Origin of the sequence: Roseibium sp. TrichSKD4, from assembly GCF_000148725.1 — a bacterium.
Taxonomy (GTDB): domain Bacteria; phylum Pseudomonadota; class Alphaproteobacteria; order Rhizobiales; family Stappiaceae; genus Roseibium.
This window is the reverse complement of sequence record NZ_GL476320.1, coordinates 970,646-987,332: the sequence shown is the minus strand read 5'-3', so window position 1 is coordinate 987,332 and position 16,687 is coordinate 970,646. Positions and strand designations below refer to the sequence as shown.

The window sequence follows — 16,687 nt, the reverse complement described above, 5'->3', positions numbered from 1 at the left end:
CTAATCTTACCCGGTCCAACCAAGGCCGGAAGAGATGCAATTCATGGATTGAAGCAGTGCCGTGCTCTCTGTTTCAGCCTGGTTACTGCGATGCTTTTGAAGCTCGGCAATCTGGAGCTTGTGGATCAGCGCCAATTGGGCCCGTTTGCTTTCCACTCTGCCGGTCAGACGCACAAAGCGTGTCGCCAGTTTCGTTTGGCCGGTGATTTCAAGAATTGCGCTCCGGGACCGGTCGTATTCCCGGCGAATTAGATCGAAAATGGCAGGGCCATTTACAAGATCGGTGGAAAGCGCCGCGTAATCAGATGCGATTTTCATATCCGCCTGAAAAAGCGTCTTTTCGACCTCATCCACGATGAGTTGGAAAACTCGGTTTTCGCTACGCATCGTTCTGAGCAAGGCCTTGCCCGTCTCGCCACGAACCTTCACAAAATCACGGTATGCCGTGCCGAATCCGTACCATCCGCTCAGCAAGTGATGGTTCTGGCTCCAGGCGAAGACCCATGGAATGGCGCGCAGATCATCAAGGCTGCCGGCTCCGAAGCGTTTCGCCGGCCTTGATCCGATTTTGAGCATGGCAAGTTCTTCGACGGGACTTGTTTCCTGAAAGTAGCGCACAAACCCGTCATGGCTGAGAAGGTTGCAATAAGCGGCCTGCGACATGCCGGATAGCGCCTGCAACGCATCTTCGAATTCCGGTTCAGGTTGCGTGCGGTGACTGGCGAGAGCCGAGTGAAGCAACACCGATGAGACCAGCTGCTCCATTTCCCTGTGGGCGGTGCCGCGATTAGCAAATTTGGCTGACACAACCTCACCTTGTTCGGTCGTGCGCATCACGCCGTTGATCGTGCCCTTTGGCTGGGCTGCTATGGCGCGGCCGGTTGGCGCACCACCGCGGCTGACCGAGCCGCCCCGACCGTGAAAAAATGCGGGTACAAAACCGCGGCTCGCCAGTGCCTGAGTAATCTTGCGTTGGGCCTGAACCAGTTCCCAGGTCGAGCAGAGGAAACCGCCATCCTTGTTGCTGTCCGAATAGCCAAGCATGATCTCGACACGCTTTCCCTGCCGCTTGAGACTTCGGCGTACAGTCGGCACCTCGATCAGTTCCATCAGGATAGAAGGCGCAGCGCGCAAATCACCAATGGTTTCAAAAAGTGGCACGACGGGTAGATCAAGGACCTCAGCGTCAGCCCCCGCGTAGCGTGCAAGCAGGTAGACGCAAAGCAGATCATCGCAAGACTGGGTCATTGACAGGATGAAGGCGCCAATTGCTTTTGGATCATCTCCGCCGAGCGTGGTCAGCATCAACGACAGCAGACCAAGCAATTCCTGTGCTTGAAAGCTGAGGGCGGCGAAGTCGGGACGCTGCAAGTCTGCGTCAGAGAGCTCGGCACGCAATCGTTGCGACCATTGCGGCGTTCCATAGGTCTCGTTGCTGCCCCAAATCTCTCGTAATACTTGCGTCGTCACGGTGGAGTTCTGGCGGATGTCCAAAGCGGCGCTTCGCAGGCCGAAAACTTCGACCCGCCAACGCAGTGGACGGATGTATTTTTGCGCTAGTGTTTGTGCGTCAATCGCGTTCAAACTATCTTCCAGAACGTGCAGATCAAAGATCAGCTCATCCACATGTCGATAGGCTGGGCGTCCATGAAGACGTTCGGCAATAGCACTTGCAGCCTGCCGGAATATTTCACCGGGATTGCGCCTGATGATCCTGGCACTGCGCTCTGCTGCGCCGACAATCGTGTTCAACAAGGCATCGTGACTATCCGGCAGGCTGGCAATATCGCGGCTAATGCTGAGCCGGCGTGCGGCGGTGTAGAGATCGGACAGGTAGCGTTCAATCGCTGTCTTACGCCCCTGCGCCAAAGCAGAACGGGTTGCCGCAAGCGTGACATTGGGGTTGCCATCGCGGTCCCCACCAATCCAGGAATGAAAGCCCAGACACGGCTGTACCGCTTGCGCCTGTCCGACCCCCGCTTTTTCACACGCCGCAAGGTAGCTTTCAAACAATTGCGGCGTCGCATCAAACAGGCTGTCGCGAAAAAACTGTAAACCCCAGTCTATTTCATCCTCCAGACTTGGGCGTTCAAGCCGCAATTCACCAGAGAGCCACAGCAGATCAATCTCGGCGCGCAACTCTTCAATCCTGGAATGCCGCTCGCGCGGGGTCCATCGGTGAGTTTCCAGCGTAACCAAATGGCGGTAGATACGCCGATGGATTTCAAGAATCGTGACACGCTTGGCCTCGGTCGGATGCGCCGTCAGTGTGGGTCCAACCGAAAGCGACTCAAGCGAAGACTCGAGCCGCTCCGGTGCTTGCATTGCGATTTTGTCCATCGCTTCGGCAAAGCTGCCTGAAACCCGGTGCGCACCATGGCGTTTTTCGGTTTCCCTGCGCTCGCGCATAGCCGCGTTTTCCTCCGCGATGCTGTCTAGGTGAAACCAGATATTTACCGCCTGAAGGAAATTGGCGATCTGGGCAGGCACAAGCGGCTCACTGCTCGGGTCGGTTAACAGGTCAACGATGGCCGGTGCGCGCTTTTGCACCGTTTGCAAAAGCTGATCCCAAAGCAATGACTTCAAGTCCGAAACATGGTCCTGTGCCGTTTCAGGTGGCTTGTCCAGGCAGGTCTCGGTCATCAGTTTACACGATCTGGCGGTGTATTGCCTTCAAAGAAAGCATCGAGATTGCTGAGCACCCGGAAGCCCATTGCTTCGCGCGTTTCGGCTGTGGCACTACCCAGATGCGGCAGCATGACAAGGCGGTCGCTGTAGAGCAGGTTGCGGGCAATTTGTGGCTCGCCATCAAATACATCCAAAGCAGCACCGCCGATTGTCTCAAAGGCCAAGGCCTGCACGAGGTCGTGTTCGTTGATCACTTCGCCCCGCGCCGTATTGATTAGAAAGGCGTTGGGACGCATCAGATCGAGCCGCCGCGAGTTGATGAGATGCCGGTTTTCAGCCCCGCCCGGACAATGCAGCGAGACAAAATCACAGCGCGGCAGAAGATCGTCCAGATCATCAGCCTGCACGGCGTTGTAGCGTGCAAGGATCTCCGACGCGACGCGGCTGCGGTTGTGCACGACAATGTCCATGCCAAATCCATGATGCGCGCGGCGCGCCATTTCCTGACCGATGCGCCCGAAGCCGACGATGCCCAACGTTTTGCCCGACACTTTTGTACCGACCAAATGCGTGGGACGCCAACCAGACCAATGGCCCTCGCGAATTTCCCGCTCCCCCTCGCCCGCGCGGCGTGCGGCCATCAGCATCAGCGTCATCGCAAGGTCAGCGGTGCATTCAGAGAGTACATCGGGCGTATTGGTCACGACCATGCCGTGCGAACTGGCGCTTGTGATGTCGATATGAGTGTAGCCCACACCGTAATTGGCAAGAAGCCTGGTGCGCGGGCGCGAAAGCTCCATCGCATCAGAGCCAATTTTGTCGGTCACCGTGGGGAGCACAGCGTCGAATTCCTTGAAAGCCTGACGAAATTCGCAAGGACGCAAGGGTTTGTCGTTGTTTGACAGCACCGTATCGAATTTCTCGGAAAGCTGCACTTCCACGGCTTTGGGCCAACGACGGGTTACGAGGACTTTGGGTTTTGTCATCGTGGCCTCCTTTACATGACGCTTGCGATTGTTTCGCCAATAACCGCAGGGTTTTCGGCCACGGTCACACCTGCACCAGACAGGATTTCAACCTTTTCCGAGGCGCTTTCACCAAAGGCGGAAATGATTGCCCCCGCGTGCCCCATGGTGCGGCCCTTGGGAGCAGTGAGCCCGGCGACATATGCCACAACGGGCTTGCTCACATGATCCTGAATATAGGCTGCGGCCTCAGCTTCCTGCGGGCCGCCAATCTCGCCGATCATGGCGATCACATGGGTGTCGTCGTCATTTTCGAACTGTTCAAGAATATCCCGAAAGGACGAACCATTGATCGGGTCTCCGCCAATGCCAACGCTTGTCGAGACGCCAATGCCACGTTCCTTAAGTTGTGCTGCCGCTTCGTAGCCCAGCGTTCCTGACCTCCCGACGATACCCACATGACCGGGCAGGAAGATATGGCCAGGCATGATCCCCAGCATCGCCTTGCCAGGCGAAATCGTGCCCGCACAATTGGGCCCGGTCAGCACCATGCGGCACTCTTTGGGATAGCGCATCATGTAGCGCTTCACCTGGATCATGTCTTGCGCAGGAATGCCATCGGTGATGCAGACACAGTAGCGAATGCCCGCATCCGCAGCTTCCATAATGCTGTCTGCGGCAAAGGGCGGCGGCACGAAGACAAGGCTTGCATCGGCCTGCGTCGCCTCGACCGCTTCCTTGACCGTGTCAAAGACCGGCACGCCATGCACCGTCTCGCCGCCTTTTCCCGGCACGACACCGCCGACCACATTCGTGCCATAGGCCAGCATATCCTTGGTGTGAAACTGCGCCATACGCCCGGTGATGCCTTGCACGATAACACGGGTGTCCCGATTCAGATAAATGCTCATGAGGAGATCACCTTCAGGTTGAGAGAATTGTCACTTTTCCAGGCAGAAACCGACCGCTCTGCCGCTTCCATGAGGGTCGTGGCGCGAATGATCGGCAGGCCGCTCTTGGCCAGAATCTTCTGCCCTTCCTCTACATTTGTGCCTGCAAGGCGCACGATGACCGGCACGTCCACCTGAACTTCCTTCAGCGCTTGAACCACACCTTCGGCGACCCAGTCACACCGATTGATACCAGCAAAGATATTGACTAGAACCGCCTGCACATTCTTGTCCGACATCACCAAGCGAAAGGCTTTGGCCACGCGCTCGGGCGTGGCACCCCCGCCGATATCAAGAAAGTTCGCAGGCTCACCGCCAGCCAGCTTGATCGTGTCCATCGTTGCCATGGCAAGCCCGGCCCCGTTGACAATACAGCCGATATTTCCGTCGAGACCCACATAAGACAGACCACGATCAGCCGCCCGGGATTCACGCGGGTCTTCCTGGCTTTTGTCGCGTAACTCGCTGATCTGCGGATGCCGGAAAAGTGCATTGCCATCAAAGGTCATCTTGGCATCGAGCGCCAGAACCCGGTTATCCCCGGTGATCACCAGCGGATTGATCTCGACCATTGTAGCGTCGAGATCACGAAATGCCCGATAGCACCCCTGCAAGGTGCGCACCATTGACTGGGTCAGGCCCGGCTCGATCCCCAGCTTGAAGGCAATTTCACGGGCCTGAAAATCGCGGAGGCCCACCGCAGGCTCAACAGTCGAGCGCACAATGCTGTCAGGCTTCTCGGCCGAGATATCTTCAATCTCCATACCGCCTTCGGCGGAGGCCACGATCATGATCCGCTGCGATGTGCGATCAAGAACAAAGCCAAGATAAATCTCGCGGTCAATCGGCACTGCTGCTTCCACATAAACACGGTAGATGCCCTTGCCTTCCGGGCCGGTCTGATGCGTTACCAGCTTTCTGCCGAACATGGCTTCGCAAGCGGCCTGGATCTCCTGATCATCGGCGCAGAGCTTGACACCGCCAGCTTTGCCGCGCCCGCCTGCGTGGATCTGCGCTTTTACGATCCATTTCTCGCCGCCCATTTCACGAGCGCGATAGGCTGCCTGCTCGGGGCTGTAGGCCAATGCACCGGCGGGGATTTCGACGCCGAAGTTGCTGAGCACTTCCTTGGCCTGGTATTCATGAATATCCATTTTCGCCTCCTATGCGGCAATGCGGGTTTGGTAATGTGTCTCAAGCAACGAAAGAATTGCGCTGCGATCCAGCTTTGCCCCCAGAGCCTCCAAAGCATCGGCGAAACGGGTCACGATTTCGGTGATGTTTGCCAAGCTTAGTAGATTGAGAATGCCAATGCGCACCTGCACTGGGGCGGACAAGGTGGGCCAGATACCAAAGCCCTGCGCACGGCACATTTGCACCAACTCCATCTCTCGACCTGCGAAATCGGGCGGCAGGTTCAGAACAACAAGGCTGGTCATGTTGGAGGTCACCTCGCACCCCATTGCCTCGACCGCGGCGCGCAGGGTGCTTTCGTGAATGGCGTATTGCTCTGCGCGGTTTGACAGGCCTTCGGCCAGATTGATCCGAAGCGCTTCGTGGAAGGCACTCACTGCATAAGCCGAATGGGTGCGGTGATAGGTGCCGTTTTCGACATCTCTGCCCTCGACAATGCCCCAGTGACGCGCTTCCATGATCGGATGATTTGCGTAGGTATAGGCGCCATTTGCACGCAACGTGTCTATGTAACGGTCAGTGAAGCTCACCGGCGCATAGGTCAACGGAAGGCACAGCAAGCCCTTTTGCGGACACGACGCCCAACCGGCCACGCCGAGATAGTCGTCGATGGAAAAATCCTCAACACCGAGGGAGGAGACGGCATCGACGAGGCCCATCACGTCATGCCTTACACATGCATCTGAAAAGCCCTGAATGTCATTGATCCGGCCAGAACCAGTCTCCCAATGCGCCATGAACGCCCATTTGGGTTTGTGCTCTGCCAGCGCTGCCTCGACAATCTCGCCGGTCACGGATTTCCCATGTGGCACTTCGATCACCGTCACGCTGGCGGCTTTCGGGTTCAGACTGTCTTCGGCCAATTCGTCGCGAGTTGCGGCTTTCATACGCAGAGTTAGCGCATCAATACCCGAGAAAGTACCATTGGCAAAAGCAACGACCGTGTCACCGGGCATGACCGCCGACATCATGCAATCCAACCCACTCCAGCCCGTGCCTGCCACGCCGAACGTATGAACGTTGCCGGTTCCCATGAGCTGGCGCAGCATCAGCTTGCACTCGATCATGCCGCGCAGCACATCTGGGTGCATGTGATCTGCAATGCCCGCGCCAGCATAAGCGCTTAGAACGCGTGCGTCTGTATTGCCCGGACCGGGCCCTGCGGCCAGCGTGTTCGGTATGTTCAATTTGGCGTATGGTGTTGTGACAGACATAGGGACGCTCCCTGCTAGGAAAAAATCATCACCTCAAGGAAAGCTCCGATTGAATTTTGGAGCAACGTAAGTTACTCCTGCTTTTTGGTATCTATTTGGGTGGGTATTGTGCTACCCATATGAGTTGATATGCCGTTATATTGCTAAATGAACCCTGCAAAGATGGGCAGGTTTTGGTGAGAAAGGGTATGAATTGCAGCAGCTTAACGCAAACGGCACGCCGATTTCCGTCACTTTGGCTGACAGCAACATGCTGGTTCTTTCAGCAATGTCCGAGATTTTTGATTGTGATCCGCGTTTCTCTGTCGTTGCCACGGTTTCCACTGCAGAAGACTTTCTTGGTGCAGTCATGCGCGTCTCGGTTCAGGTGGGGATCATTGACTGGACTTTGCCTGCGCTCGGCGGGCAGAAACTGATCGAAGTGCTTCGAGAGCAATCAGGCGCGCCGCGCATTCTGGTTTATGGCCACGAAACCGGCGATCTGCCGCGCAAGGCCCTCGCCGCCGGTGCTGCCGGTTTTTCGCCGCGCAACGGGCCGGTGGAAGGCTTGCTTGAGACGTGCGCTGCTGTTGCTGCGGGCCAGATGGTCTTTCCCTTTCTCGATGTGCGGGAACTGCACTCCGACCCGATCCATCTTTTGACCAAGCGCGAAAAAGCATTGCTTGAAGCGCTGTCCAAAGGGCTCAGCAACCGGCAATTGGCGAGCGAATTTGGCATTTCGGCAAATACGGTGAAATTCCATCTTTCAAATCTGTACGAGAAGCTTTCCGTGACCAGCCGAACCCAGGCGGTGGCTTTCTACTTTTCAGCACAGATGGGTCAGACCTCGTATAGCAGCGAATAATTCAAACGATGGCATCAGCGACAATATTTCTTGACAAGAATAAAGTTTTCCTCTCAGCGTAGGCCGCATCCCTCTTAAACAAGCACAAGGATGCCCAGCCATGAGTTTTCACCCCATCGAACAAGCCCCAGCCCGACTGAATCGCAGTGAGCTTGCTGTTCCCGGCAGCCAGCCACAAATGTTTGAAAAAGCTGCTGAATCCGACGCTGATGTTATTTTTCTCGATCTCGAAGATGCAGTTGCGCCGGATGAGAAACTGCAAGCGCGCAAGAACATCATCAAAGCCCTGAACGACATCGACTGGGGCACCAAATCCATGTCAGTTCGAATCAACGGGCTGGACACGCATTACATGTATCGTGATGTGGTTGACGTGGTCGAGCAGGCCGGGGAGCGGCTTGATCTGATCATGATCCCCAAGGTCGGCACCGCCGCCGATGTCTATGCCGTTGATATGATGGTGACCCAGATTGAAGATGCAAAAGGCTACTCCAAGCGGATCGGATTTGAGCACATCATTGAAACCGCTCTGGGAATGCAGAACGTCAATGAAATCGCCGACGCATCGGAACGCAATGAAAGCTTGCATTTCGGCGTTGCCGACTACGCCGCCAGCATGCGCGCGCGCACGACCGTCATCGGTGGTGTGAACGCTCATTATTCTGTGCTGACCGATGCGCTCGAAGATGGCACACGCCGGATACATTGGGGTGACATGTGGCACTCTGCACTGACCAATATGGTGGTTGCCGCGCGTGCCAATGGGTTGCGTCCTATCGACGGACCGTTCGGAGATTTCTCGGACCCAGATGGCTACAAGGCGGCCGCTTATCGCGCTGCTGTTCTGGGCTGTGAAGGCAAATGGGCTATTCATCCCAGCCAGATTGCGCTGGCCAATGAGGTGATGAGCCCTTCCGAGGAAGAAGTGACCAAGGCAAATCGTATTCTTGCCGCCATGGCTGAGGCAGAAGCCGCCGGCAAAGGGGCTGTTTCCCTCGATGGACGTCTGATCGACTACGCCTCCATCCGGCAGGCAGAGGTTCTGGTTGAGAAGGCCAGGCAGATCTCGGCAGGATGAGCTTGGCTTCGCTACAAAAACAAGCCCATGACCTCTTTTTGACAGGGGTCCGGGCTGCAGATCCTACGATTGCTGTGCGCAATGCGCTGATCAAGCGACCACTCACTCGCGCGCCGGAGGGCACGCTTTTCCTGATTGCCTTCGGCAAGGCCGCTTGCGCCATGATGGAAGAAGCGCTTCGGCACATTCCAACAGGCCAAAGGCATGATGCGCTTACAGGGGTCGGTTCCGGCTGGGGGCGAAATCACACCTTAAGAGCTTACGAGCCTAAATTCTCATCTGATCGGGAAGAGTGTTGAATAAAGGCTTCGACCTGCTCACGACTGTACGAGAGAATTGTCCCGATTTCGTGTTCTCTGGTCGGATCGACACCTTTACCGGTCTCCGACACAAGTGTTTTCAAGCGTATAGCATCGATATCGAACCCATCTCGAAATACGGGCGTGTTGCGATGATCTGTCCTCCGTCAGCGCTTAATGGACAAATTGGTTTGATTTCGTAAGGGAGTGATTTTGGCTCATCATTGCTAACTCAGGAGCAAATGATGAGACGAAAGAAGGACCGAGTGACCGACGATGCGGATCGGATCGTAAAAGACATCAAACGCCAGACCCGCCGTCGGTTTTCCGCTGAAGAGAAGATCCGCATAGTGGTTTCTGGTCTTCGAGGCGAAGACAGCATTGCAGAACTTTGCCGCCAGGAAGGTATCGCCCAGAGCCAGTATTATTCCTGGTCCAAGGACTTCATGGAAGCGGGCAAGAAACGGCTTGCTGGGGACGCAGCTCGTGAAGCCAGTTCTGATGAAGTAAAGTCTCTTCGCAAAGAGACGAGGGACTTGAAGGAAGTGGTTGCAGAACAGGCTCTGGAACTTCGCCTTCTCAAAAAAAGCATGATCGGGGATGGGGTCGACGACGAATGAGATATCCCGCCTCCGAGAAACTTGAAATCATTCGACTGGTGGAGCAGTCCCATCTTCCAGTCAGACAGACGCTGGATCGGCTGGGTATTCCAAGGTCAACCTTCTACGTCTGGTATGACAAATATCAAACCGGTGGCATAGATGCCTTGCAGGACACGGCCCCCATGCCTGCACGGGTCTGGAACCGGATCCCCGATGATATCCGCCAACAGGTCATTGATCTGGCCCTGGAAGAACCGGAACTCTCACCTCGGGAGCTGGCTGTCCAGTTTACGGACACAAAGCAGTACTTCGTGTCTGAGGCCAGTGTTTACCGGTTGCTGAAAGCCCATGACCTCATCACCAATCCGGCCTTTATCGTGGTCAAGGCAGCTGACGAGTTCAAGAACAAGACCACAGCGCCCAATGAGCTGTGGCAGACAGACTTCACCTATCTGAAGGTTATTGGCTGGGGTTGGTTTTACCTGTCAACAATCCTTGATGATTACAGCCGCTATGTCATCGCGTGGAAGCTGTGTACGACGATGTTGGCCAGTGATGTCACGGATACGTTGGAACTGGCCTTACAGGCTTCAGGCTGTAATCAGGCCAGTGTCCGCCACCGGCCAAGACTGTTGTCGGACAATGGGTCAAGTTACTTCGCCGGTGAGCTGGCCGACTGGCTCGACGACAAAGGCATGGACCATGTGCGTGGAGCCCCATACCACCCCCAAACGCAGGGCAAGATCGAAAGATGGCATCAGACCTTGAAAAACCGGATCCTTCTGGAGAACTACTTCCTGCCCGGTGACCTCAAAGCCCAAATAAGCAAGTTCATCAGCCACTACAATCATCACCGATATCACGAGAGCTTGAAGAACCTCACACCCGCTGACGTCTACTTCGGGCGCGGCGAACAAATCCTGCGCAAACGAGAAAGGATCAAACAAAGCACCATCGAACAACGCCGCTTGCAACACCGCAAACAGGCCGCCTAATATCGACAAACAGATGAGCCAGATACTCCCTTAAACAAAACTCATATCTGCCCAAAAATCCCTGACGATGGACAAATAAACCTGGAGCACCCGATTAGGAAGATGTTGTATGTTTGATCATCTATGCCAAATTAATATTTTCCTTTGACCCTTGATTTGGATGCATCGAAGTGGGGGTAATGAACTATTTTGGCTTTTAGCCGTTTCTGTTGCCCATCTAACTGCCCTACTTCGATAATCGTATCGAGTGCCGCATGAACAGGTGACACACGGCCTAGTGCGATAACCTTACCAAGCATGGGCGATTTTATTGCGCTGGTAATCTCTCCAACTTGCGCTTTTCCAACCCGAACGCAGTCCCCGGGTAAAGGAACAGTGCCCCCTTCAATCTCAAAACCAACCAGTTTACGGTGCGGGTGTGTTTTGCGTTCTTCGATTGCTGCCCGCCCGATGAAATCGTCGGGCTTTGACTTTAGTGGCACAGTAAAACCGATGCCCGCTTCAAACGGGTCCGTTTGATCGTCGAATTCCGACCCAGCAAAGATCAATCCACCTTCGATACGCAACATGTCGAGTGCCGCAAGCCCGAGCGGTGCGACGCCATATTCCTGACCGACTTCCCAGACGTGATCAAAGACTTCGACGGCATCATTGGGGTGGCAGAAGATTTCGTATCCAAGTTCACCGGAATAACCGGTCCGTGAAATTACCACTGACTTCCCCTGCACATCGCCCACACGTGCGACGGTAAGCCGGAACCATGGTAGTTCTTCGATCGTCGGTTGTTGAGGCGGCGTCCAGAAGATCTTAGAAAGAATTTCGCGGCTGTTCCGTCCCTGTACCGCGATGTTGTGCAACTGGTCCGTCGAATTGCGCACCCAAACATTCATATTGCGTTTGAGTGCCTGTTCCTGCAGCCACAATCCGCTGGTATCATTCCCGCCAATCCAGCGGAAGTTCGTTTCACCCAAACGATAGACGGTGCCATCGTCGATCATACCGCCGTGCTCATAACACATGGCCGTATAGACGACCTGACCAACGCTCAGCTTTTTCATGTTGCGAGTCACACAAAGTTGCATCAACTCTTCTGCGTCTGGTCCGACAACCTCGTATTTCCTCAGGGGACTCAGGTCCATGACTGCGACCTTGTCCCGACAGGCCCAGTATTCAGCAATGGCGCCGTAATTGGTCATCGTGTTAGGCAGCCAATAGCCGTTGTATTCTATGAAATCACGGGTGTGCCGTGCAAAGCAGTCGTGAAATGCGGTTTTTTTAGTTTCTTCCACATCCGCCTCCGTAGATTTTCTGTAGCCGTAGGATCGCTTAAAATCTTCGGCTGCATTGTAGGTTCGTACCTGAATATCCGTTGGGTTCCAGCCATTCGCTGGGTCGATGTCGCAGGGACAACCAGTACTTACGCAAACCAAATCAGTCAGAGCACGCAGCAGGACGAAATCACCCGGTCTTGACCACGGATCGTCCATTCGAATCGCGTTGAAGTCGTCCAGCATTGTATTGAAAAAGAAATTGATCGCAGCCCAGCCTCCGCGGGGCTTGATGCCATACTGATCCAGATCCTTGTTGATATTGTCCGAACAATTCACGTGACCTGGATAGCCAAGGTCTTCGTAATACCGCGCGGTACACGCAAGGCCGAACGTGTCATGCCGACCGCAGGTATCCTGTACGATTTCGACCAAAGGCTCTTGATCGACCGACCAGTATTTCGAGAGTAGGCCCGGTTGAGGATACAAGCTGCCCATCAGACTGCGGGTTGTTGTCGGGTCGATCTCGCGCTCGATCCCCTGATCCAGTGCACGGCGGCTGAAGGCCTGAAAATCAGAACACTCGCGTCCACGGATATCCATGATCTGAATGTATTCGCCTGCCTTGACCTCATAGGACTTGGCATCGCCGGGCTGAATGTTGATGTCCTTCATGGGATCAGCCAACGGATCGGGCGGGCCTACATCGGGCTTTTCCAATCCGGGTGCAGAGCGCTGGATATACAGGATGATATCCGTGGGCGGATTGTTGTCCTGGGGGCGCATCGCCTTGCCGGGTGCGGCGACGATCAAAAGGCCGTCGTTTTCCGCCACAAAATGCACCAAGTCGCCGGGGCGGGACCCATCGGTAAATGCGCAGATTGCGTCGCCTTTTCCGATGTCAAAACCCGCAACCTCCAGAGCTCGCAGTACCTTTTTTCCCGAAGCGGAGCCATTTGCCAATGTTGCAATCAACCCTTCAGGCCGCCCATGTCCCTGCGCACCCAGCATGGCTGCGTCGGAACTCCGGTCAGAAGCAAAAAAGACCATTTCGGCCGGTTGCATGCCATCGCGGTCCAACAGCGTAATGGTATCGCCTTTCGACACCGGAACAGCACGGGAACCCATTCCGGGAACCGGGTAGCGCTCTGTTCCATGCGGTAGGATAGGAAGGCCGGGGGCCAGAACCCCGCTGCGTTCGAATGGAACTTCGATAACCGGCTTCACATTCATGATATACATTCCTGATTGGATTCTGTCGCACCTCAGTGTGTGACCACTAAAAGACAGCCAGCCTCAGTGTGCGAGAAATGGCTGAATCCAGAGCAAAAAGGTTGACGAATTCTCTAATGCGATAGGAAAACCCATCGTGATCGGTCAGGACGCCTTCGAAGACAAATAACTCTTCTGGAACGTGATGGATGTTGGGGTTCGAGCTTGTGCCCGGCGCCTTCTTCATCAGATAGTTACCCTGTCCGATTTTCTCATCAAAGCTGAAATTCTTCCACCAAACCTGCCCGCATGACAGGCTGCCCATCTGCATCCGGATAAATCCTGTATTGACGAAACGGGTAACAATGCGTCTGTTGTAAAGCTGTATCATCTCAGTCTAGCCCCAATCGCTTTTTACGCTGCTCCGCCCAGCTGCTGATGGCCATGTCAAAGGTCAGTGCCATTAGCGACACGTTCAGGCCAAGTACAAAGTTCTTGCCCAACTCGGTACCTGCCAGTGTCCGCTGCAATTCCTGTCCCAAGTCCTGAGTACCTATGAACGCTGCGATGATCACCATAAAGAACGAGAACATAATTGCTTGGTTAAACCCTACCGCCATAGTAGGTAACGCTAGAGGGAACTGCACCGACATTAGCTTTTGCCGACGGGTCGAGCCGGACATGTCTGCCGCTTCGGTCATTTCCGGCGGCACACTGCTGAGGCCAATGATAGTGTATCGGATCAGCGGCACAGCGGCGAAGATCAGAATTGAGAACACAACAGCCACATCATTGACCCCGAACAACATGATCGCAGGGATCAGGTAGATGAAACTTGGGAAGGTCTGCGCGGTGTCGCAGGCCAGCAGGATGCTCTTGGACCAGCGGGAGGATCGGGCTGCAACAACTCCTAGGGGGATACCGATAATTGCCGCCAACGCAACCGCCGAAATCACCGTGTATAGCGTGATGACAGAGCGGTCCCACCAGCCCGAGAAAGCTACGACCGTAAAGAAGACCGCGGCATAGATGCCGGGCCTTCGACCACCGACCCAATAGGAAAATGAAACCACCAGCAGGATAAAAGCGGGTGTCGGAATGGCAAGCAGCGTGTTGCGAAATGGGATCAGAACTTTGACGTTCAGAAACCAACGTAACCACTCGGTTGTCCCTTTAATAGCATCGATGGCCAGAAACGACTTGATCACCACATCGATTTCTTTGCCCTGGCTCAGATGCTGCTTGCGACCAACCTCAGCGAGAATCGGGAAGACCTGTGACAACAGAGTGAACCCAATAAAAAGAACCAGTGCGATGAGCGAAACCTGGTGCCTTTTCCACCACGGCGTACCACGTTCGAAGTGAACGGGTTGTTTGACGACCCAAGCCTTTGACATCCGATCAAGCATAACCGCTAGAAGAACTATCGTTACACCAATTTCAAAAGAACGCCCTAGTTTGAAACTGCCCATCATTGCCAACAGTTTGGCGCCAAGGCCGGGCATGCCGATGAAGGCGGTCAGCACCACCATAGCCAAGCACAACATAATCACCTGGTTGACACCAACCAGAATCTCGGTTCGCGCAGCGGGAACATAAACATGACTCAGCATCTGCCAGCGCGTGCATCCGGACATATGGCCTGCTTCGATAACTTCAGGGCTAACTTTCTTCAGACCTAGAGTGGTCATCAGGATCATCGGCGGGATCGCAAAGGTAATCGTCGCGACGGCCCCGGCTGTCGGCCCTACTTTGAAGAAGATCACCGCGGGTAAAAGATACGTAAAAAAAGGCAGTGTTTGCAGAACAGACAAGATAGGTTTCATCATCCGTTCAAACCAGCGGTATTTCCACGCTGCGACACCAAGGGTCAATCCCATAAGAAAGGCCAACGGCGCCGAAACCACAATCACGGACATCGTCTGCATGGCCATCTTCCACTGTCCGATCACTGCAGTCCAGATGAAGGTCCCCCCCCCCAAAGCGGCCAGCCTCCAGCCGCCTAAAGCATAGCCGACAACGACTGCAACTACAGCGATTGCCGACCATGGGATTGGCCCAAGATAGGGCCAGCGACGCTTGCCCTCTAAGAGGTTTCCTGATGTGTCCAACAAGAACTCAAGCGGGCCTTCTGCAATAAAACGGGTGACGTAAATTATGCCAAGTTCGTTTTGAATGAAGTTAAAAATAGCGTCCAAAACCTGTGCCGTTGGTGGGATTGCAGCCTCTGGGATCCGATTAAGCCATTCAGGCAAAACACCAATTGCCTTAGCAAGGATTAGCGCAAATGCCATGATCAACAGTGCAATAAGCAGGCGAGAGCGTCCCCACAGTTTGTCTGTGATTTCCTGCAGCTCAGTGGACAACGCCGCCATCATTCCGCTCCGAGCAGAACATTCAACGCGGCATTGCGTTCCAGAACACCGGTGACAACTCCTTTGTCATTCGCGACAGGCAGCAGGATGCGATTGTCGTTGACCAGAACCCGCGCCAGTTCGTGGATGGTTGAACCGCCATTGATCGGAGCGCCTTCCAATACATGGCCGTTGACCGGTTTTGTCAGTACATTCGCGTGCACCACACGGGCTTTGTCGATGTCTTCGGTGAATTTCGCCACGTATTCCGTGGCGGGCTTCATAACAATCTGGTCCGGCGAATCACATTGTTCCACCGAGCCATCGCGCATGATCACGATCCGGTCTGCCAGACGCAAGGCTTCGTCAAAATCGTGCGTGATAAAGACAATAGTCTTGCCCAGCATCTCTTGCAGCCGCAGGAATTCATCCTGCATTTCACGGCGGATCAACGGGTCAAGAGCTGAGAATGGCTCGTCCAGAAACCATATGTCCGGCTCAATCGCCAAAGACCGGGCAATGCCGACACGTTGCTGCTGACCGCCGCTGAGTTCGCGCGGAAAATAGTCCTCTCGACCATCCAGACCAACAAGCTTGATTACTTCCAGTGCACGTTCACGTCGTTCGGGACAATCCTGCCCACGCATTTCGAGCGGGAAGGCTACGTTTTCCAGAACCGTCCGATGTGGCAGCAAACCAAATGACTGGAACACCATACCCATTTTATTTCGCCGTAATTCAATCAGGTCGCGCTCGCTCAGTTTCATAATGTCCTGACCGTCAACCTCAATCGTACCGCCAGTTATGCTGTGTAGACGCGAGAAACAACGCACTAGCGTCGACTTGCCTGAACCCGAAAGCCCCATGATGACCAGCATTTCACCCCGATCGACCCTAATGGAGACGTCCTTGACCCCAGCGATGTAGCCATCCGCTCGGATCTCGTCGAAACTGCGGATGGCAGACAAAGATTTTAAATATCTCTCAGGAGAGGGACCAAATAGCTTCCAGACATTTCTGGCGGAGATTACAGGTGTGGATGCGCGCATAATTACCTTAACTTTTTGATGAAATGGCCCAGCTT

13 protein-coding genes are annotated in these 16,687 nt (G+C 54.7%); 4 read left to right on the top strand and 9 right to left on the bottom strand.

The annotated features are described in order from the left end of the window. Positions 1 to 6: 6 nt before the first annotated feature. Genes TRICHSKD4_RS25340 through TRICHSKD4_RS25320 form a run of 5 tightly spaced genes read right to left on the bottom strand, consistent with a single transcriptional unit; the run spans position 7 to position 6,951 of the window. Positions 7 to 2,643: a phosphoenolpyruvate carboxylase gene (locus TRICHSKD4_RS25340; protein WP_009760130.1), complete on the bottom strand. Its 2,637-nt coding sequence runs from the start codon at positions 2,641 to 2,643 to the stop codon at positions 7 to 9. Continuing rightward, on the bottom strand, positions 2,643 to 3,614 hold the full coding sequence (locus tag TRICHSKD4_RS25335; RefSeq protein ID WP_009760129.1) for a D-glycerate dehydrogenase: 972 nt from the start codon (positions 3,612 to 3,614) through the stop codon (positions 2,643 to 2,645). The genes TRICHSKD4_RS25340 and TRICHSKD4_RS25335 overlap by 1 nt, the downstream gene beginning before the upstream one ends. An 11-nt stretch (positions 3,615 to 3,625) precedes the next feature. After that, positions 3,626 to 4,504 (bottom strand): succinate--CoA ligase subunit alpha, encoded by an 879-nt coding sequence (gene sucD / locus TRICHSKD4_RS25330; protein WP_009760128.1) that lies wholly within the window; start codon positions 4,502 to 4,504, stop codon positions 3,626 to 3,628. Then, a complete protein-coding gene (locus TRICHSKD4_RS25325; RefSeq protein ID WP_009760127.1) occupies positions 4,501 to 5,697 on the bottom strand; it encodes a malate--CoA ligase subunit beta in 1,197 nt (398 codons plus the stop codon). The genes sucD and TRICHSKD4_RS25325 overlap by 4 nt, the downstream gene beginning before the upstream one ends. A 9-nt stretch (positions 5,698 to 5,706) precedes the next feature. After that, positions 5,707 to 6,951 carry an aminotransferase class V-fold PLP-dependent enzyme gene (locus TRICHSKD4_RS25320; RefSeq protein ID WP_009760126.1) on the bottom strand — a complete coding sequence of 415 codons (1,245 nt, stop codon included), beginning with the start codon at positions 6,949 to 6,951 and terminating at the stop codon, positions 5,707 to 5,709. Positions 6,952 to 7,144: 193 nt separating this feature from the next. On the opposite strand from TRICHSKD4_RS25320, the gene TRICHSKD4_RS25315 reads away from it, so the two are divergent. The 4 genes from TRICHSKD4_RS25315 to TRICHSKD4_RS25295 all read left to right on the top strand — a co-directional run bounded on the left by TRICHSKD4_RS25315 (position 7,145) and on the right by TRICHSKD4_RS25295 (position 10,769). Next, on the top strand, positions 7,145 to 7,795 hold the full coding sequence (locus TRICHSKD4_RS25315; RefSeq protein ID WP_009760125.1) for a response regulator transcription factor: 651 nt from the start codon (positions 7,145 to 7,147) through the stop codon (positions 7,793 to 7,795). A 100-nt stretch (positions 7,796 to 7,895) separates the two neighbouring features. Then, positions 7,896 to 8,873 carry a CoA ester lyase gene (locus tag TRICHSKD4_RS25310; protein WP_009760124.1) on the top strand — a complete coding sequence of 326 codons (978 nt, stop codon included), beginning with the start codon at positions 7,896 to 7,898 and terminating at the stop codon, positions 8,871 to 8,873. Between the two features lie 2 nt (positions 8,874 to 8,875). After that, positions 8,876 to 9,172: a DUF4147 domain-containing protein gene (locus TRICHSKD4_RS25305; RefSeq protein WP_168157074.1), complete on the top strand. Its 297-nt coding sequence runs from the start codon at positions 8,876 to 8,878 to the stop codon at positions 9,170 to 9,172. Between the two features lie 245 nt (positions 9,173 to 9,417). Beyond that, positions 9,418 to 10,769, top strand: a protein-coding gene (locus tag TRICHSKD4_RS25295) for an IS3 family transposase (protein ID WP_371256954.1) whose coding sequence is annotated in 2 segments (ribosomal slippage) — positions 9,418 to 9,753 and positions 9,756 to 10,769 — 1,350 coding nt in all. Because the reading frame shifts where the segments join, the coding sequence is not laid out codon by codon here. Positions 10,770 to 10,900: 131 nt separating this feature from the next. On the opposite strand, the gene TRICHSKD4_RS25290 is transcribed toward TRICHSKD4_RS25295, so the two are convergent. The 4 genes from TRICHSKD4_RS25290 to TRICHSKD4_RS25275 are packed head-to-tail and all read right to left on the bottom strand — an operon-like array spanning position 10,901 to position 16,652. Beyond that, positions 10,901 to 13,270 (bottom strand): DUF1989 domain-containing protein, encoded by a 2,370-nt coding sequence (locus TRICHSKD4_RS25290; RefSeq protein ID WP_009760121.1) that lies wholly within the window; start codon positions 13,268 to 13,270, stop codon positions 10,901 to 10,903. Positions 13,271 to 13,316: 46 nt separating this feature from the next. Next, positions 13,317 to 13,640 (bottom strand): cupin domain-containing protein, encoded by a 324-nt coding sequence (locus TRICHSKD4_RS25285; RefSeq protein WP_040617409.1) that lies wholly within the window; start codon positions 13,638 to 13,640, stop codon positions 13,317 to 13,319. A gap of 1 nt (position 13,641) precedes the next feature. Continuing rightward, positions 13,642 to 15,627 carry a proline/glycine betaine ABC transporter permease gene (locus tag TRICHSKD4_RS25280; RefSeq protein ID WP_247642848.1) on the bottom strand — a complete coding sequence of 662 codons (1,986 nt, stop codon included), beginning with the start codon at positions 15,625 to 15,627 and terminating at the stop codon, positions 13,642 to 13,644. Further along, positions 15,624 to 16,652, bottom strand: coding sequence for a glycine betaine/L-proline ABC transporter ATP-binding protein (locus TRICHSKD4_RS25275; RefSeq protein WP_009760118.1), 1,029 nt, complete (start codon positions 16,650 to 16,652; stop codon positions 15,624 to 15,626). Before TRICHSKD4_RS25275 ends, TRICHSKD4_RS25280 begins: the two co-directional genes overlap by 4 nt. Between the last annotated feature and the right edge of the window lie 35 nt (positions 16,653 to 16,687).